Consider the following 16,788-nt stretch of genomic DNA (forward strand, 5'->3'; position numbering starts at 1 on the left):
TGAAAGAGAAGGCGTTCCATGCGGGTGTGGAACGCCGTTCTGGAAGCGGCTTGATCACACCTCCCCTTTTTGATTCCTCAGACCGTCGTTCGTTGCCTTCATGGGTTGAGGCGGCAGCTTCCAATCCACGGGCACCGACAGTATGCGAACGGTTCCGCGCCGTATCGCCGAACGCATCTTCTCTATCGCCCGCGCTTCAATGGTCCGTACCATCGTCTCGCACACCCCCATCCGAGAGCCGATCTCCTCGCGGGTGGGCATGTTGCCATCGTGAGCGAACCGCCACCGTATGATGCGTTGCTCCCTCTCGTTGAGCTGGGCAAACAATGCCGCCACCTCCCGGCGCCTCCCACCAACGGTAGCTTCGATATCCAAAGAATCGTTCCGGGAAGGATGGCTGCGGGATCCGACCGCCGGGAGCTCCTCTTCCGGAAGAGGCAGGTGTGCCTGACGCCATTCGGCAATCTCCAATCGTATGAACGCACGCGCAACGGCGCTCCCGAGATAGGTGGAAAACTTCGTTCCTCTCCCGTAATCAAACATACGGACGGACCTGCAGAGTGTCACCGTGCCTTCGCTCAACAAGGATGCGAAATCCAGGGTACGGGACTGCCGCTTGCCGGCGAAGGTGTAGACAAGCCGGAGGTTGGCAAGGACGATGGTCTGCAGGATGTCATCCCCTCTGCTTTTCCACCGTGCGATGGTATGGAGAGACGCGGTGCGGGGATTCCCTCTGCGGGCACGGAGCGCAAGGCGGAGTTGCTCCGCGCGGTACAAGCAGTAATGCGCCTGGCGGAACAGATGGTGCTCCTGCTCCGCCGTGAGGGTCCGATATTCGTTGAGCGCCGCCCGGAACGGATCCGAGCCGTCGGCCCTCTCTGTGGGAGCGCGACGAATGTCCTCCCGGAGCGGAGCGAGTATGTGCTCTTCCGGCACATCGTCGAACTCACGGTTGTACACGTACGCAATCGGATCCCGGAGGAGGGAAGGTTGTGCGGGTGACGCATGTGCTTCGGCACCCGTAGGGGTGAGCGCCACCGGCGTCTCTTGCCTGCGCGCGGATACGACACCCTGGGGGAAGATCTCATCTTCCTCCGGGCTTCGCTCACTAAAGCTGATCGTAGTGGACATGATTATTTCAAAGCGTGTTGGTATATATGTATGGACTGCACGGAGCAAGGAATTCTCCCGGAAATCCACGGCGAGAGCTTCCACAAGCCCGGAGAAGGATCCCCTATCTGCCGTGGTGGGAGCCAAACTTCCTGCGGGACCCGAAGGATCTGCGTTGCCCCGTGGAACTCGATTGGCCGGGGCGGGTATGCCGGCGGGGGCCCGTGTGTTGATGGTGATGGTGTGTGTTCCGCTCTTCCCGCGCGTCCCGTTCGTACGGTTGCTGTTGCGGAGGGAGCGAGAGCTTCGCGGATGCGAGGGACGGGAGCTGGCGGCGGCGGAGGGTGCCGCGGATGAGCTGCTCGATGGAGCGGATGTCCTTGGCTTGCTCCGGGCCCGCAAAGGAGATGGCCAGGCCTTCCCTGCCCGCCCGCGCCGTGCGCCCGATGCGGTGCACGTAGTCGGAGGGATCGTCCGGGAGGTCATAGTTGACCACTACTTCGATGCCCGTCACATCAATGCCGCGGGATGCGATGTCCGTGGCGATGAGCACGCGGTACCTGCCGGTCTTGAACCCTTGCAGGGCTTCCTTGCGCTGGGCGAGGGAACGGTTGGCGTGGATCTCGGCGGCGGTGTGCCCCATGGCGCGCAGCTGCCTGGTGATCTTCTTGGCGCCGTACTTGGTGCGGGAGAAGACGAGGATGGTGCCGGAGTGTTCCTGGAGGAGCGAGACGAGGAGCGGAAGCTTCTCTTCCCGCCGCACGATGAAGAGCTCCTGTTCCACGTTCGCCGCGGCGGTGCCGGTGGGCGCCACTTCGATGCGGAGGGGGGAGGTCATGTGCGCCGAGGCGAGGCGCAAAATTTCCGGCGGCATGGTGGCGGAGAAGAGCATGGTCTGCCTCTCGCGCGGCACGTGACGCAAAATACGCTCGATTTGCGGCTTGAAGCCCATGTCCAGCATGCGGTCGGCTTCGTCCAGCACGAGGATCTTCACCTCACGCAGCGTGATCGTGCCTTGCTCAAGATGGTCGTTGAGACGTCCGGGCGTGGCGATGAGCACGCGGGGATTCCGACGCAGCATCTCCCGCTGGCGGTGCATGGAGGCACCCCCGATGAAGACCGCCGTGCCGATGCCGAGCGTCTGCGCGAAAGGGAGGAGCGCCTCCTCCACCTGCGCGGCAAGCTCGCGCGTGGGCAGCACGATGAGCGCCCGCCCGCCGTGTTGCGAGAGTCGCTGGAGGAGCGGGATGCCAAACGCCCAGGTTTTGCCCGTGCCGGTCTGTGCGATGCCCACCACGTCCTTGCCTTCCATGGCCACCGGTATCGCCCGGTGTTGGATGGGCGTAGGTACGGAAATTCCCCTCCCATCCAGCACCTGTAGGATCTTCGGATGGATTTGCAGGTCGTTGAAGGTGCTGGAGTGGGGAGAGGAATTTGGAGACATGTTGGTTATTACGCCACCAGGGTCACACTGTCGGCCTTCGGACCCTTGGGGCCGCTGCCTTCCGTGTATTCCACGGTCTGCCCTTCGCGCAATTGGTCGAACGGAACGCCCTGCACAGCCGAGTGGTGGAAGAACAGGTCGCCGTTGGGGGCGGAAATAAAGCCAAAGCCCTTGTCTGTAATGATTTTCTTAATAGTTCCTTGCGGCATGAAAAAGAAAAGAAAGAAATGAAAAGAAAGAACGAAGACATCTACAATACTCTTCCCACCGCCAAATACCAAGCAAGATCCCTCCGCTCTTACGCCCTCTCACAGCCATTTCTCGAAAATGGGGTGTGGAAGGAATGGAGATGGGGACGAAACGTATTGCATCGGTGATGGATTCCGTTTGCCATGGCAGAACGTGAAGCTCCCCGGCCTGATGGGGGCATCTCCTGATACGCTTCGCTGTTCCTTTCGTGCGGAACCCCGCACCGGAGGCCCTGACCATTCCTCCCCGGCCTGATCCGACTCCGCCAAGCCTTCGCCGGACAAGCGGCCGGGGCCTCCTGGTGCGTGGGTGACTATCCACGTCGAATAGTGGACGCCCCGCACGGGAAGAGGGACAATGCTCCCCTTCCCCTCCCTCCAAAATGCCGCAAGCAAAAGTGAGCGACTGCTACCTCTTGGATACGTACAGAACGGGGAACGGGACCTACAGCCCGGGCGCCATCACCTTCTGCGGGCGCAAGAGGATGGAAGTGCTGCGCTGGAAGGAAGCGGAATTCGAAACGGAAGAGGAGGCGAACGCGTACGTACGCCGCAAGCTTGCCGGTTCCGACATGCGGGAATTGGGCAACGAGGGGGAGCTGAGGGCGAAGGAGTGAGCCCTCCCGCCTTCACGGATGTGTCATCAATCTGCTGCGCTCCACGCCTTGGCGTATCTTTTCAATCAGTTGCAAGATATTCATCCACGCATTGGACCCTTCCGCCGTGCAAGGGAGCGCGCGGGTGAGCTCCTCCAACACCGCCTCCCCCACGTAAACGGCTTGCGCAGGATCATAGCCGGCACAACCTTTACTCGCTTCAAATACGCCTCGACAGGCATGATAGAGCAGATAGGCCAATGTATCCTCTCCCACCGTTCTCGTCCGCTGTTTGGTTTCCCGCAGCTGACCCACCCACCAAGAGAGGTCGTTGCAATACTGCGGTGATTCAGGGTCGCACGCTTCTTCTATGAAATGGGTGGTCCGGGGGTCTTCCATAAGGGTGACAAAGGGTACCTTCCCATCCGCTCCGCTGCCACCCCTTTCCCAATCCCCTCTTTTCCTGTAAAGTATATGGGATTCCGGCATCGCGGCGTTCAAGTCCACTCGTGTCTCCCTGACCTTCTTGAACCGCAACATCGCCACCGCTCCGCCGAGACCTTTTCTTTCGTTCTGAATGTCCATCAGGAATATCGCCATCACCCGGCTTCGCCCGGCCTCACTCCGTTCGGTCGAGGCTACGCCGCGGTGATCTTTCCCTCCTCCTTCTCATTCCCTCCCCGTCCCAAGAACCCTTTTCGCCCTCATAATGTCCATCAGGAATATTGCGATCATCGCGCACGTAGACCACGGCAAGACCACGCTCGTGGACGCGCTCTTGAAGCAAGGCGGCGCGTTTGCCGCGCATGAGCAGGTGGGCGAACTGATGATGGACAGCAACGCGCAGGAGAAGGAGCGCGGCATCACCATTTACGCCAAGAACACCTCCATTAAGTACAAGGACTGCAAAGTGAACATCGTAGATACGCCGGGACACGCGGACTTCGGTTCCGAAGTGGAGCGCATCCTGCGCACGGTGGACAGTGTCCTGCTGCTCGTGGACGCACAGGAAGGCCCCATGCCGCAGACAAAATTTGTTCTAAAAAAGTCGCTTGAACTGGGGCTCCGTCCGATTGTGATCATCAATAAAATTGATAAGCCCGCCGCCCGTTCGCTGGAAGTGGTGGATGAGGTGTTCGACCTCTTCGTGGCGCTCGGCGCAAACGACAAGCAAACGGATTTCCCGTACCTCTTCACCGCGGCGCGGGAAGGCATCGCCAAGCGGAAGTTGGAAGACGACTCCAAGGACCTCACGCCGCTCTTCGAGGTGATCATGAAGCACGTGCCCGAGGCTGAACAAAAAATTGATACGGCCTTCCGCATGCAGCCGAGCTCTTTGGCCTACGACAACTACTTGGGAAGGTTGGCCATCGGGCGCGTGTATGAAGGCATCGCACGGCCGGGGGACGCGGTGTTCGTGAAGACGCCGGACGGGAGCATGCGCAAGGGGAAGATCAGCAAGGTGTTCGTGTCGCAGGGGCTCAAGCGCGCGGAAGTGGCCGAGGCGCACGCGGGCGACATCGTCACGTTGGCGGGCATCCCGGACATCTACGTGGGGGAGACGATCACTACGGATGAGAATGCCGAGCTGCTGCCGGCCATCAAGATCGACCCCCCGACGATCACCATGAACTTCCTGGTGAATAATTCGCCGTTCGCGGGCAAGGAAGGGACGCTCGTCACCACCCGCCATATCAAGGCGCGGCTGGAGAAGGAGAAGGAAACCAACGTGGGGCTGCAGGTGGAGGAAATCCCGGGTACCGATTCCTACAAGGTCTCCGGCCGGGGCGAGCTGCACCTCTCCGTCTTGATCGAGGACATGCGCCGCGAGGGTTTCGAGCTGCAGGTCTCCCGCCCGCAGGTGATCCTCCGCGAGGAGGACGGCGTGCAGAAGGAACCCATCGAGCACGCCATCATTGATGTGCCGGACGAGTTCACGGGAACGGTGATCGAAATGCTGGCGAAGCGGAAGGGCGAGATGCTGGATATGAAATCGCAGGAGGGGCACACCCGCCTGGAGTTCAAGGTCCCCACGCGCGGGCTCCTGGGCTTCCGCGGCGACTTCATCATCGAGACGCGCGGCGAGGGCATCCTCACCCATTCGTTTTTGACCTATGAGCCGTACAAGGGGGACCTCTCCGGGCAGATGCACGGTTCCATCATTTCCATGGTGAGCGGCGTGGCCGTGGCGTTTGCGCTGTGGGGCTTGCAGGAGCGCGGCAGGCTCTTCATCACACCGCAGACGAAGGTGTACGAGGGGATGGTGATCGGGGAGAGCGCCAAGGATGAGGAGATGGCGGTGAACCCGTGCAAGGAGAAGAAATTGACGAACATGCGCGCGTCGGGTTCTGACGAGGCGATCGTGCTGACGCCCGTGCAGCCCATGACGCTGGAGCAGGCGCTGGAGTACATCGGGGACGACGAGTTGGTGGAGGTGACGCCGGAGAGCATCCGCCTGCGGAAGAAGTTTTTGACGGACAACGATCGGAGGAGGGCGAGGAGATGAGGAGGACTTAGGACTTAGGAATTAAGAATTATGAATTAAGAATTTAGAATGAGGACCAATGGCCAAGGGCTGCACAACCACCCCCTATTCCCCGCCCTTCTTCGTGACAGCATTCTTGCGTGTACGTAGCATGGGAGTTTCTGTCACCTCCAGACCTCCATGCGTACCTTTTTCGCTCTCATCGCCATCGTTGCCGCGGGGATCATCGTCGCATGGACCCGGCAGTCCTGGTCCCCTTCCCCGCAGCCAAACGGTAATGACGGCGGGGAGCTTGCGGTGGCATCGTCTTCGACGGAGGGGGATCCTCCCCGTGTGGGGACGAACGAAACGGGCTTGCCGCTCTCGCTCCCCGCGGGCTTCTCCATCGCCGTATTCGCGGAGGACCTCTCCGACGCGCGGGTGTTGGCGTTGGACCGCAGCGGAAACGTGTGGGTGAGCCGGCCTTCGGAGGGAACCGTGAGCGTGCTGGAAATGGAGAACGGGACGGTGCGGAGAATTGTTGCGGCGCTGAGCGGCCTCAACCGCCCGCACGGCTTGGCCTTCGACCCGCGGGATAACCGCACCCTCTTCATCGCGGAAGAAACGCGGATCATCGCCGTTGATACGGAGGATCCCGCGCAGCGCCGGATGATCCATGCGCTCCCCGCCGGCGGCCGCCACCGGACGCGGTCGCTGGCATTCGGCGCGGACGGCAGGCTCTACGTTTCCATCGGCTCCACGTGCGATACTTGCGTGGAGGCCGACGATCGGCACGGGAGCGTCCTCTCCCTTGAGCCGGACGGGAGCGACGCAAAGACCGTAGCCGCGGGACTGCGCAACGCCGTGTTCATCACGCGAGGTCCGGACGGAAACATATGGGCCACCGAGATGGGGCGGGATTTTTTGGGCGATGCGCTTCCGCCGGACGAGGTGAACGTGATCGCGGAGGGGGGACGGTACGGCTGGCCGTTCTGCTACGGCAACCGCGTGCGTGACGGTACGTTCCGTCCGCAGGAAGCGTTCGATTGCGCGCAAACCGTGCCGCCCGCGGCGGAGTTGCCCGCGCACGGCGCCCCCTTGGGGCTGGCGTTCATACCGGACTCCTGGCCCGCTGCGATGCGCGGTGACCTATTGGTGGCGCTCCACGGTTCCTGGAACAGCTCGCAACCCGTGGGTTACACCATCGTGCGCATTCCTCTGGACGCGAACGGCAAGCAGGAGGGGCCGGTGCAGGATTTCGTCTCGGGGTGGCTGCAGCCGAACGGGACCATCCTCGGCAGGCCCGCGGGCTTGCTCTTCCTCCCGGACGGGAGCTTGCTCGTGACGGATGACCGGGAAGGGACGGTCTTCCGCATCACCCCTCCCTGAGTTCCGCCCCTCTTCCCCCCTCTGCTATACTCCGCACACACTTCCTACACCCGCCATGCATCCGCATACCGCCAAATCCAAGGGAACCAAGAACTACCTCCTCCTCGTCCTCTTCCTGCTGCTCCTGGGCCTCGTAGGATTGAGTTTGCGCCAAACGGCCATTACACGGCAGCATTTGGACGCCCTCACGGTCCGGCTGGACCAGGCGTACGGCGTGGGGAGCGCGCAGGAGAAGATGGTGAGGGAGATCGTTGCGAAGGTGAGCAAGCACGTAGCCATCCCCGGCGATGTGCAAGTGACGGTTGCCACCATCACCAACGCGGAAGAGCTGAAGAAGGACAACCCGTTCTACGCCTCCGCGCAGAACGGCGACAACATCATCATCACCCCCGACCGCGCCATCATTTACCGGCCCTCCGAGGACCGCGTGGTGGATATGGTCAACGTATCGGCGCCGCAGGGCTCATCGGCCGCGCCGGGCATCCGCTGAGGGAAGAACGCACGCCCGGCTGCAGCATTGCACGTGAATTCCGGGGAAGTACCAGGTGCCAGGGACGCGGATGTCGTGTAGAATCTTCGAAGCTGGGACACGTGCGTTTGTCGTGTCTCCCGCTGCACACCCAACGTCCGCCCCACCTCCTCCACTCCCCATGGATATCAGCGTCGTCATCCCCGCCTACAATGAGGAGAAGTACATCGGCGGCTGTATTGAGAGTATCCTGGCGCACAAGCCCGCGAACCTGAAGGAGATCGTGGTGGTGGATAACGCCAGCACGGACGGGACGGCGCGCGTCGCCTCCTCTTATCCGATGGTGCGCGTGGTCCGCGAGACGCAGAAAGGCCTCACCAAAGCGCGGCAACGGGGATTCATGGAGTCCCACGGCGACGTACTCGCGTACGTGGACGCCGATTCCCGCGTAGCGGAAGACTGGTTCGCGGTCATGAACCGGGAATTCTCCCGGCACCCGGACATGGCGTGCCTCAGCGGCCCGTGCGATTACTACGACCTCTCCAAAGGGAAGCGTTTTCTCGCGCGCGCGTACTGGAAGTTCCTGGCCATGCCGGCGTACTACGTTACGCGCGCCATGGTGCTGGGGAGCAACTTCGTGGCAAGGCGCACCGCCCTAGAGCGCATCGGCGGCTTCGACACCACCATCAGCTTCTACGGGGAAGACACCGACATCGCGCGGCGGCTCAAGACGCAGGGCAAGGTGAGGTTCATTCCCGCATTCACCCAGTGGACGTCCGCGCGGCGCTTCGCCGGCGACGGCATGATGAAGACGGGCGTCGTGTACGTGGCGAACTTCCTCAGCGCATTCCTCCTCCACCGCCCCGTCACCACGCAGTACCGCGATATCCGTTGATGACGGGATGTTTTCGTTTTTTCTCTTATGACCATCAGCGTCGTCATCCCCGCGCACAATGAAGAGAAGTACCTTGGCACTTGCCTGGAGAACATCCTGGCGCACCGGTCCCCGAACGTCATCGAAGTGATCGTGGTGGACAACGCGAGCAAGGACAAAACGGTGCAGGTGGCCGGTTCACGCCCCGGAGTCACGGTGCTCCACGAAGCGCGGAAGGGGGCGCAGTACGCCCGCGAGCGCGGATTCCGTGCGTCGCGGGGGGAACTGGTTGCATGCATCGACGCCGACGTGTTGGTGCCGGAGGGATGGTTTGAGAAGGCGGAGCAGGCCTTTGCGGAGGATCCGGAGGTGGTGGGCGTCACCGGACCCTACCACTACCACGACTTGCCGCCCTTCAGCCGTTACTGCACCAACGCGGTCTGCGACATGAGCGGCCTGGTCCATTCCGTCACGGGCGCGCAGCTGTGGGGAGGGAACTGCGTCATCCGGCGCGCCGCACTGGAACGCATCGGCGGCTTCGACACCACCATCGCCTTCTACGGCGACGACGTGAACACGGGGAGGCGCCTGAGCGACGTGGGGACGGTGCTCCACCTGCCGGCGCTCACCGTGAGCTCCTCGGCGCGGCGACTCAAAGGCCAAGGCATGATGAAGACGGGGATCGCCTACATCATGAACTCCCTTTCGGAACTGATCCTCCACCGCCCCGCGACAAAGGAATACCGCGACATCCGTTAATGACACCATCCCTCACTCCTAATCCCTAAGTCCTAATCCCTAAGTCCTCAGTCCTCATGCCCATCCGCCTCCGCCGCCTCCTCGGCCCCCTCCTGAGCGTCATCTTCCTCCTCGCCGCGCTCGTGAGCATGCGCGACGTCATCCGGGAAGTCAGCCTGGGGCAGGTGCGCGACGCCATCCTCAACACCCCCACCTCCCGCCTGCTCCTCGCCCTCCTGTGCACGGCGGCGGTCTACGGCATCTTGAGCGTGTACGACGTGCTCGCCTTCCGCTACTTCCGCATCCGCCTCCCCCTCCGGCGCATCATGTTCGCGTCCTTCGCGGGAAACACCTTCGGCATGACGCTGGGTTTCGCCCTCCTCACGGGCGGCTCGCTGCGGTACCGGCTCTACTCCGAGTGGGGCTTCAATCTGTCGCACGTGGCAAAAGTGACCGCCTTCAGCGTGGCCACCTTCATCCTGCTGCTCCTGCTCACCTCGGGCATCGGCCTTACGTTGAACGCACATGACCTGAGCCTGTTCCTGCCCCTTCCCTCCGCCACGCTCCGCCTCATCGGCATCCTCCTGCTCACCCCCGTTTTCCTCTATTTGCTCTCCAGCGTCGTTTTGCCCCACCGCACCTTCATCTTCCGCTCGTGGGAACTCCGCGTCCCCAACTTCCCCATCGCGCTGGGCCAGCTGCTGCTCACGGGCGTGGAAGTGGCGCTCACGGGAAGCCTCCTCTACCTGCTCCTGCCGGAATCTTCCATCCCCCTTCAGCTGTTCCTCAGCCTCTACGTGCTCTCGCAGCTCATGAGTTTCGTGAGCCAGGTGCCCAGCGGCCTCGGCGTGTTCGACGCCACCATGATGCTCCTCCTGCGCCAATACTACGGGACAAGCGTCATCTTGGGCGCTCTCGTGATGTTCCGTCTCCTCTTCTACGCGCTCCCCCTGCTGCTGGCGTTGCTCTCGCTGTTCTCCTACGAGGTGCGGCAGTACGTGCGGGAAACGGGAAACGGGAACACCGTCCCCGCCGTCCCCCCGCAGGAAGGGTGATGCGGCCGCGGCCCGCTCACTCCAGGAGCAGCATCAATCCCATGGCGCCCATCCCGCCCACCATGCAGAGGAGCTGGAAGAAGGACTGCCGCAGGCGCTGTTCCTTGTGGAGTTCGGGGATGAGGTCCGTACCGGCGATGTAGAGCAGGTTGCCGGCGGCGAAGGGCAGCAGGTAGGTGTTAAGCGGAGCGAACGCCTGGTTGCCCAGGAGGACGAACAACGCCCCCGCCACGGCCACGAGCGCGGAGAGGAAGTTGAAGAGAAGCGCCTTCTTCCGCGTATACCCGCTGTGGAGGAGCACCGCGAAGTTCCCCATTTCGTCGGGGATCTCGTGGAAGACCACCGCGATGGTGGTGGAAATCCCCACGGGGACGCTCACGAGGAAGCTGGAAGCGATGGCGAGGCCGTCGATGAAGTTGTGGATGGAATCCCCCACCAGGCTCATGGCGCCCACGTTGTGGGAGTGTTCATGCTCCTGTTCGTCTTCGGGCAGAAGGTGGCAGTGCCGCCAGTGCACCAGCTTCTCGACAATGAAGGAGAAGACGATCCCGCCGAGCACCACCACGAGTCCCGGCGCCAGGCTCCCCCCCTCCGCCACCTCCGGGAGCATGTGGATGAACACGTCGCCCAGAAGCGCCCCCGAGGAAAAGCTGACGAGGTAGAGGAGCATCCCCCGCAGCACTTTCTCGCGCAGAAGCAGGAACGCCGCTCCCACCAACGAGATTGCGCTCACCAGAAAGACGCTGCCGAGGGTGTAGAGGATTGTTCCCATGTGAAGGTATCATAGCGATACTTGACGGGAAGATGGAATGCCAAATGGGAAATGCAAAATGAAAAATGAGGCATCACAATCCTCTCCGCGTCATCATTTTGCATTTTTTCATTTCCAATTTCGCATTGTTTCATGCCGTTTGGTCTTTCCCCTGCTCATACTGCGCCTGCTCCTCCACCTTCTTCTCCTGCTCCTCCTTCTTCATGAGAGCCTCGGGGCCGGTCTTGGTATGCACGGTATCGGTGGCCTGCCTCATCTCCTCTTCCCGCGTCCGCGTCTTGATCCCCTCCCCCTTCCCGTCCCCCCCCTTCTCCTCCGGCTTCAGCGGCGCCATCCCTTGCCGCAGCACCTGGAGCTTGAGTATGGAGAGCTCCTTCTGTTCCTGCGCCTGTTTCTTGGCATCCTCCTTCTCCCGCTTGCCGTGGTCGGCCCTCTCCAGCGCCTTACGGCCGCTGAGGGGCTCATCCAAATCATCATCATCAAAACCCATGGAAGAAGTATACACTTTTGTCACGCCCCCGTAGCTCAGCTGGCTATGGGACGCTTGCGGACCATGCAGAAAACAACTCGCCTGGCGCGGTAGTTCGTGTACCCTATGCAGAGCAACACTGCCCCCGTAGCTCAGCTGGCTATGGGACGCTTGCGGACCATGCAGAAAACAACTCGCCTGGCGCGGTAGTTCGTGTACCCTATGCAGAGCAACACTGCCCCCGTAGCTCAGCTGGATAGAGCGCCTGGCTTCGGACCAGGAGGTCGTGGGTTCAACTCCTGCCGGGGGTACCAGAATATCCGAACAGACAATAAGAACGCCTGAAGCCCACTTCTTCCTCCGAGGCCCTGCGTAGCCGCCCTCCGATGAGCCCGAGAGGAGCAAGCTATCAAACGGTCATTGTATAGAGGGCGAAGCACGGGCCGGGGGTACCGCTCTTCTTTGATGATGTCCGGCTCGGAAAACCGGCCTCTAAGACCCTTGATTTTTCGGGGAATATTCGTACTCTATTTTGCAACGTTTTCCCCCCTCCCTCCATGTCCGAAACGCCCCGAGAGCAGCCAGAATCCTTCCCCCGTGCTTCGCACGAAATGACCCGGCGTGAATTCCTGGAAACCGCCGCCGTGTCCACAGCCGCCGCAACAATCCTCACAGCGGACGGCGCCGCCGCGGAGGGAAAGTTGCCCGCAGGGGAAGAGCATGGTAAAGAAGGGCATATGGACCACCACAACATTGAGGAAATCGCACAGCCCTACCTCGAGAGGGACGGAAAACTCTTCGCCGCCATCAAGGAAGCCGGCGGCTGGAAACAGTTTGTGGAACAGAACGCAGATCGCATCCGAGAGGACGCATTCTATCCCGCAGGGATGGAAAAAGCCGTGGCTTGCATGGATGAAGGGGATGATGAGACGGAGGTGAATGGGAAGGCAGTCCATCTCATCCGCCTGGCGGGCTCCGGTATCCTGGATATGGACTTGGAGGACTTGCTGGAGAACAACCCGCTCTCCTCCGCGCACATCGAAAAAATGGCCGATGCGTTCATCGCGGAGAACATCACGGTCATCCAATCCCATGGCGGATGCGGTGCCGGAGGGATCGCGCTTGAGAAGCTCTGGGAGAAGAAGCTGGGCAGGAAACTGACGCCGGAGGAGAAGAAACTCCATGTCGCACCCGAAGCCGTTGACGAGCTGGTGCAAACATACTCGGAGGCCATCGTGGCCGCCATGCAGCGGAAGCTCAAGGCTGCCGGAAAGGAAGATGATGCCAGAAAGGTCCGTGCGCACTTCAAGCCTCTGGAGCAGATGTCCCGCCCCGCAGCAGCCCACATTGCGCAAGTGATCTACTACGACGGGACGAATGCCTTCAAGACGTCCGGCGATATGTTGCCGGCGGGCTTCCTCGTGAGCGCGCGGAATATCCTGAGCGTCGTTTCCGGCAACAGGACCGTCGACCTTGCCAAACAAATCAGTTTCGGAGGACACGGCCTCGGTGAGCTCCTCACGGAAGAGCGTCCGTTGCACATCGTCGTCATCGGCAATCCCGCTGACCCGGAATTCAGCGAGCAAGCGCTTCTCCGGCGCGCGAACGAATGGAAAGCCTCGCTGCCGGAAGACATGCAGAAGCGCGTGGTGATCGAGAGCTTCACAGCACCGCTCGCCGCGTAGCGTTCTCCCGGCAAAACACTGGACGCCATTTTTCTCGCGGATATGATGAGGCCGATGCGCCTCACGTTCCGCCCCACGGCCTTCCTCAGGAACTGGAAACAGAACAGGGACGCCGCCGCGGAAAAGCGCACGGTGGGGAGCGTGCGCAAGAAGCGCGACTGGTTTGCGCTGCTCACGGAGGAACGATGGGATGCGTCCGGGGAGTATGCGGAGGAAGAGGAATAGATGGTTGTTTGTTCCTTGCCCCCTTTGCACTCTCGCGACAAAGAAGGTGGATGTGAAGAGCTGTATATCGTTTTCGTATTACGTAGTACGTAGTACGTATTACGTATGACCTTCGCAGATACGCACTACGCGTTCAATCCGCTTCCACCTCCTCCGCTTTCTTTTTCGCGAACCCGAGGACGAATCCCAACACGGTAGACACGATGATGATGGCGAACGGCAGGATCTGGTCCAAGCTGAACATAGACCGGGGGGGAAAGGACGTGAGAGGCGAACCTATGGAAGGGCGGCTGCCGGAGCAAGGGTGAATGCAAACTTTTTGCGAGAAACTCAAACAATGTCGGAGAACAATTATCCCATCAGATGCGCCGAATGCATGCCATAAAACTGGCGGAGGGAAGCGCCTGCGCCTACAATTCCTTTTAACTTCACCACCACTCCATGAAACATTCGTTCTTCCTCGCTCTCGCCCTCTCCCTCGTGTTGGCCGTACCCGCTTCCGCGGCCACCTTCCGCGGCGGCGATGTGGTGGCCCTCACGGCCCCCGTGATGGACGACCTCTACGTCTCGGGCGGCCAAGTGAACATCGAGCGCGAAGTGAACGGCGACCTCTTCGTGGTCGGCGGCAGGGCGGATGTGCAGGCGCCGGTGAGCGGCGGCCTCCACATTGCGGCGGGCAACGTGACCGTGACGAGCAACGTGGGGAATGACGTGCGCATCGCGGGCGGAGAGGTGGTGGTCCGCGGCATGATCTCCGGAGACCTGCTCATCGTGGGCGGCAACATCACCGTGGGGAGCGACGCCGTGGTGCTGGGGGACGTGTTCGTGACGGGCGGCAACGTGACGTTGCGCGGGCCCGTGGGGAAGAATGTGACCGTACGGGGCGGGACGGTTCTGCTCGAGGGGATCTTCCACGGCAATGTGGATATCCGCACCGGCCACGCGGTGGTGGCGGGGCCTGTGGAAGGCAATGCCATCCTCATCTCCGAGAACCTGGAGATCGGGCAGGACGCTTCCTTCCGCGGCGGCGTGGACTACTGGTCCCGCTCGCGCGAAGTGGACTTCGGCGACTCCCTCGTCACGGGGCAAACAGCCTCCTTCCATCCGGAATACGAGCGCGAACTGCAGAAAGACCGGCCGCCCCTCGCTTCCGCCATCGGAGGCTTCGTAGTGTTCTCCCTCCTCTCGGGCTTGGTCACCATCCTCTTCTTCTCGCTCGTCACCAAGACCTTCTTCACGGATGCGGCGAAGGCGCTCCTGCGCAAGCCGTGGTGGAGCCTACTGTGGGGGACGATCTTCGTCATCCTCACGCCCGTCGTCACGCTCATTCTCTTCCTCACGGTGCTCGGCATCCCCCTCGCGGTGCTGCTGCTCTCCTCCTATCTCCTCACGTTGCTCTTCGCCACGCCTCTCACCGCCTTGGTGACGGCACGTTGGATTGAAGTCACGCGCAAGGCACACTTCAATCGGTGGACGTTCTTCGGGGTGAGCATGGCGGCATTCGTCGCACTCAAGCTCCTCAACTTCGTCCCTCTCATCGGATGGTCGGTGAAGGCGGTGATCATCCTCTTCGCCCTCGGCGCCCTCATCATCACCAAGGTCGCGAAGTGGAAGAAGGTGCGGTGATCGGAGTCGGTTTATGTTTTCCCGCAGCTAAAAAAGCGCCATCCCGTTTCACAGGACGGCGCAGGCTTTGAAAGACTATCTCCTCTTCTTGGTCTTCTTCGTCTTCTTCACCTTCCTCTTCGCTGCCTTCTTTTTCTTGACCATACGAACTGGGGGAAAAAACTAATGTACTAAATTTTACTTCAATGTGTGCAATTGTGAAGATGCGAAAATAAAAATGGGATGACGCATCGCGTAATGTCATTCTTGTTATGTTTTCAGTTTTTTGAAGTTGTAAGTACGTGTTGTATAGACAATGTATATACATTCACTCACAGGTGCCTCAACAAATGCCCCAACTTCTCCTTCTTCGCGCGCAGGTAGAGGCGCTGCCGCTGCGAGGGCGTGGTGATCTCCACCGCCACCTGTTCCGTCACGTCCAAGCCGTAGCCGCGCAGGCCGGCGATCTTCTTGGGGTTGTTGGTGAGAAGGCGGATCTTCCCCACGCCCAGGGCCTTGAGGATTTGCGCTCCAATGCCGTATTCCCGCAGATCCACGGGCAGGCCAAGGCGCTCGTTCGCCTGCACGGTATCCAGCCCCTCGTTCTGCTGCAGCGAGTAGGCGCGGATCTTGTTGGTGAGCCCGATGCCGCGGCCTTCCTGCCGCAGGTAGAGGACGGCGCCGCTCCCCTCCTCCGCAATACGCTCCATGGAAAGCGCCAGCTGTTCGCCGCAATCGCAGTGGCGCGAGTGGAAGACGTCGCCCGTGAGGCATTCGGAGTGCACGCGCACGAGCGTGGGAACCTCCGGCACAATGACCCCTTTGACGAGCGCCACGTGCTCGCGCTTGTGCAGCGCGTCCTCGAACACCTTGATGCTCCACAGGCCCGTCTCCGTTTCCAACGGGCTCTCCGCTTCCAGCCGCACGAAGGTTTCGCGCGTGCGGCGCCACGCGATGAGGTCCGCGATGGAGACCATGGCGATGTCGTGCTCTTCCGCGAACGCATTGAGGTCCAGCAGGCGCATCATGGTGCCGTCGTCGCGCATGAGTTCGGAGAGGAGCCCGCCGTGTTGCAGGCCGGCCAGGCGGCACAAATCCACCGTCGCCTCCGTGTGCCCGGCGCGCACGAGCACGCCCCCGTCTTCCGCGCGCAGCGGGAACACGTGGCCTGGGCGCCGCAGGTCTTCCGGCGCGGCGTCGGGACGGATGGCGGCGAGGACGGTTGCGGCGCGGTCCTGCGCGGAAATGCCGGTCGTCACGCCCTCCGCGGCCTCAATGCTTACCGTGAACGGCGTGCCGTGCAGCGACGTGTTGCGCGCCACCATGGGGGGAAGTTCCAGCCGGTCCGCGATAGCGTTGTCCACAGCCAGGCATACCACGCCGCCCGTGTGTCGGATCATGAACGCCAGCTTCTCCCCGGTGGCGTGTTCCGCCGCCAGCACCACATCGCCCTCGTTCTCGCGGTTCTCATCATCCACCACGATGAGGAAACGGCCCTCACGAAGACGGTCAAGCGCTTGGGGAATGGGGGTGAATGCCATGGAAGAGGCAGTATAGGGAGAAAGTGATGTTTGTGGAAGTAGTTGATCGTTTGGATGGATTCCGACGAGTCCGACGATTCCGATGAGTGTCTACGAGTGGTTCC

At 61.5% G+C, this 16,788-nt stretch carries 18 protein-coding genes and 1 tRNA gene; 11 read left to right on the forward strand and 8 right to left on the reverse strand.

The window, feature by feature from the left end; all coding sequences use genetic code 11:
• Window positions 1-54 precede the first annotated feature (54 nt).
• The 3 genes from WC698_03435 to WC698_03445 form a co-directional block, all read right to left on the reverse strand.
• Window positions 55-1,131 carry a sigma-70 family RNA polymerase sigma factor gene (locus WC698_03435; protein MFA6039288.1) on the reverse strand — a complete coding sequence of 359 codons (1,077 nt, stop codon included), beginning with the start codon at window positions 1,129-1,131 and terminating at the stop codon, window positions 55-57.
• Between the two features lie 103 nt (window positions 1,132-1,234).
• The gene (locus tag WC698_03440; GenBank protein ID MFA6039289.1) at window positions 1,235-2,554 is read right to left on the reverse strand and encodes a DEAD/DEAH box helicase; all 1,320 of its coding nucleotides are present in this window, start codon (window positions 2,552-2,554) and stop codon (window positions 1,235-1,237) included.
• An 8-nt stretch (window positions 2,555-2,562) separates the two neighbouring features.
• A complete protein-coding gene (locus WC698_03445; GenBank protein MFA6039290.1) occupies window positions 2,563-2,763 on the reverse strand; it encodes a cold shock domain-containing protein in 201 nt (66 codons plus the stop codon).
• Between the two features lie 422 nt (window positions 2,764-3,185).
• On the opposite strand from WC698_03445, the gene WC698_03450 reads away from it, so the two are divergent.
• Window positions 3,186-3,419: a hypothetical protein gene (locus WC698_03450; GenBank protein MFA6039291.1), complete on the forward strand. Its 234-nt coding sequence runs from the start codon at window positions 3,186-3,188 to the stop codon at window positions 3,417-3,419.
• A gap of 12 nt (window positions 3,420-3,431) precedes the next feature.
• On the opposite strand, the gene WC698_03455 is transcribed toward WC698_03450, so the two are convergent.
• On the reverse strand, window positions 3,432-3,797 hold the full coding sequence (locus WC698_03455; protein MFA6039292.1) for a hypothetical protein: 366 nt from the start codon (window positions 3,795-3,797) through the stop codon (window positions 3,432-3,434).
• A gap of 310 nt (window positions 3,798-4,107) precedes the next feature.
• Here WC698_03455 and typA point away from each other — a divergent pair, with 310 nt between their 5' ends.
• The 6 genes from typA to WC698_03485 all read left to right on the forward strand — a co-directional run bounded on the left by typA (window position 4,108) and on the right by WC698_03485 (window position 10,387).
• On the forward strand, window positions 4,108-5,904 hold the full coding sequence (typA, locus tag WC698_03460; protein MFA6039293.1) for a translational GTPase TypA: 1,797 nt from the start codon (window positions 4,108-4,110) through the stop codon (window positions 5,902-5,904).
• Window positions 5,905-6,063: 159 nt separating this feature from the next.
• Window positions 6,064-7,251, forward strand: coding sequence for a PQQ-dependent sugar dehydrogenase (locus WC698_03465; protein ID MFA6039294.1), 1,188 nt, complete (start codon window positions 6,064-6,066; stop codon window positions 7,249-7,251).
• 55 nt (window positions 7,252-7,306) lie between these two features.
• Entirely contained in the window at window positions 7,307-7,741 is a 435-nt protein-coding gene (locus WC698_03470) for a hypothetical protein (protein ID MFA6039295.1), read from the forward strand.
• A 160-nt stretch (window positions 7,742-7,901) separates the two neighbouring features.
• Window positions 7,902-8,615 carry a glycosyltransferase family A protein gene (locus WC698_03475; GenBank protein ID MFA6039296.1) on the forward strand — a complete coding sequence of 238 codons (714 nt, stop codon included), beginning with the start codon at window positions 7,902-7,904 and terminating at the stop codon, window positions 8,613-8,615.
• Window positions 8,616-8,642: 27 nt separating this feature from the next.
• The gene (locus WC698_03480) at window positions 8,643-9,353 is read left to right on the forward strand and encodes a glycosyltransferase family A protein (GenBank protein MFA6039297.1); all 711 of its coding nucleotides are present in this window, start codon (window positions 8,643-8,645) and stop codon (window positions 9,351-9,353) included.
• Window positions 9,354-9,409: 56 nt separating this feature from the next.
• A complete protein-coding gene (locus WC698_03485) occupies window positions 9,410-10,387 on the forward strand; it encodes a lysylphosphatidylglycerol synthase domain-containing protein (GenBank protein ID MFA6039298.1) in 978 nt (325 codons plus the stop codon).
• 16 nt (window positions 10,388-10,403) lie between these two features.
• On the opposite strand, the gene WC698_03490 is transcribed toward WC698_03485, so the two are convergent.
• A complete protein-coding gene (locus tag WC698_03490) occupies window positions 10,404-11,159 on the reverse strand; it encodes a ZIP family metal transporter (GenBank protein ID MFA6039299.1) in 756 nt (251 codons plus the stop codon).
• Window positions 11,160-11,289: 130 nt separating this feature from the next.
• Window positions 11,290-11,649 (reverse strand): hypothetical protein, encoded by a 360-nt coding sequence (locus tag WC698_03495; GenBank protein MFA6039300.1) that lies wholly within the window; start codon window positions 11,647-11,649, stop codon window positions 11,290-11,292.
• A gap of 216 nt (window positions 11,650-11,865) precedes the next feature.
• Between WC698_03495 and WC698_03500 the strand changes: the two genes are divergently transcribed.
• The 4 genes from WC698_03500 (at window position 11,866) to WC698_03515 (ending at window position 15,164) form a co-directional block, all read left to right on the forward strand.
• A tRNA-Arg gene (locus WC698_03500) sits at window positions 11,866-11,942 on the forward strand.
• Between the two features lie 297 nt (window positions 11,943-12,239).
• Entirely contained in the window at window positions 12,240-13,313 is a 1,074-nt protein-coding gene (locus WC698_03505; GenBank protein ID MFA6039301.1) for a hypothetical protein, read from the forward strand.
• A gap of 54 nt (window positions 13,314-13,367) precedes the next feature.
• Window positions 13,368-13,538: a hypothetical protein gene (locus WC698_03510; GenBank protein ID MFA6039302.1), complete on the forward strand. Its 171-nt coding sequence runs from the start codon at window positions 13,368-13,370 to the stop codon at window positions 13,536-13,538.
• Between the two features lie 441 nt (window positions 13,539-13,979).
• Complete coding sequence (locus WC698_03515; protein MFA6039303.1) at window positions 13,980-15,164, forward strand: polymer-forming cytoskeletal protein; 1,185 nt, start codon at window positions 13,980-13,982, stop codon at window positions 15,162-15,164.
• Here the strand turns inward: WC698_03515 and WC698_03520 are convergent.
• Window positions 15,130-15,408 carry a hypothetical protein gene (locus tag WC698_03520; GenBank protein MFA6039304.1) on the reverse strand — a complete coding sequence of 93 codons (279 nt, stop codon included), beginning with the start codon at window positions 15,406-15,408 and terminating at the stop codon, window positions 15,130-15,132. The two genes, WC698_03515 and WC698_03520, sit on opposite strands and share 35 nt — an antisense overlap.
• 67 nt (window positions 15,409-15,475) lie before the next feature.
• Window positions 15,476-16,684: a 3,4-dihydroxy-2-butanone-4-phosphate synthase gene (ribB, locus tag WC698_03525; protein ID MFA6039305.1), complete on the reverse strand. Its 1,209-nt coding sequence runs from the start codon at window positions 16,682-16,684 to the stop codon at window positions 15,476-15,478.
• Between the last annotated feature and the right edge of the window lie 104 nt (window positions 16,685-16,788).

Source organism: Candidatus Peribacteraceae bacterium (assembly GCA_041661065.1).
Classification (GTDB): Bacteria; Patescibacteriota; Gracilibacteria; order Peribacterales; family Peribacteraceae; genus CAIKAD01.

Bases quoted from the DNA above. Each gene is read 5' to 3' on its own strand.
- WC698_03435 (MFA6039288.1), bottom strand. From the start codon at position 1,131: ATGTCCACTACGATCAGCTTTAGTGAGCGAAGCCCGGAGGAAGATGAG.
- WC698_03440 (MFA6039289.1), bottom strand. From the start codon at position 2,554: ATGTCTCCAAATTCCTCTCCCCACTCCAGCACCTTCAACGACCTGCAA.
- WC698_03445 (MFA6039290.1), bottom strand. From the start codon at position 2,763: ATGCCGCAAGGAACTATTAAGAAAATCATTACAGACAAGGGCTTTGGC.
- WC698_03450 (MFA6039291.1), top strand. From the start codon at position 3,186: ATGCCGCAAGCAAAAGTGAGCGACTGCTACCTCTTGGATACGTACAGA.
- WC698_03455 (MFA6039292.1), bottom strand. From the start codon at position 3,797: ATGGAAGACCCCCGGACCACCCATTTCATAGAAGAAGCGTGCGACCCT.
- typA (MFA6039293.1), top strand. From the start codon at position 4,108: ATGTCCATCAGGAATATTGCGATCATCGCGCACGTAGACCACGGCAAG.
- WC698_03465 (MFA6039294.1), top strand. From the start codon at position 6,064: ATGCGTACCTTTTTCGCTCTCATCGCCATCGTTGCCGCGGGGATCATC.
- WC698_03470 (MFA6039295.1), top strand. From the start codon at position 7,307: ATGCATCCGCATACCGCCAAATCCAAGGGAACCAAGAACTACCTCCTC.
- WC698_03475 (MFA6039296.1), top strand. From the start codon at position 7,902: ATGGATATCAGCGTCGTCATCCCCGCCTACAATGAGGAGAAGTACATC.
- WC698_03480 (MFA6039297.1), top strand. From the start codon at position 8,643: ATGACCATCAGCGTCGTCATCCCCGCGCACAATGAAGAGAAGTACCTT.
- WC698_03485 (MFA6039298.1), top strand. From the start codon at position 9,410: ATGCCCATCCGCCTCCGCCGCCTCCTCGGCCCCCTCCTGAGCGTCATC.
- WC698_03490 (MFA6039299.1), bottom strand. From the start codon at position 11,159: ATGGGAACAATCCTCTACACCCTCGGCAGCGTCTTTCTGGTGAGCGCA.
- WC698_03495 (MFA6039300.1), bottom strand. From the start codon at position 11,649: ATGGGTTTTGATGATGATGATTTGGATGAGCCCCTCAGCGGCCGTAAG.
- WC698_03505 (MFA6039301.1), top strand. From the start codon at position 12,240: ATGACCCGGCGTGAATTCCTGGAAACCGCCGCCGTGTCCACAGCCGCC.
- WC698_03510 (MFA6039302.1), top strand. From the start codon at position 13,368: ATGCGCCTCACGTTCCGCCCCACGGCCTTCCTCAGGAACTGGAAACAG.
- WC698_03515 (MFA6039303.1), top strand. From the start codon at position 13,980: ATGAAACATTCGTTCTTCCTCGCTCTCGCCCTCTCCCTCGTGTTGGCC.
- WC698_03520 (MFA6039304.1), bottom strand. From the start codon at position 15,408: ATGACATTACGCGATGCGTCATCCCATTTTTATTTTCGCATCTTCACA.
- ribB (MFA6039305.1), bottom strand. From the start codon at position 16,684: ATGGCATTCACCCCCATTCCCCAAGCGCTTGACCGTCTTCGTGAGGGC.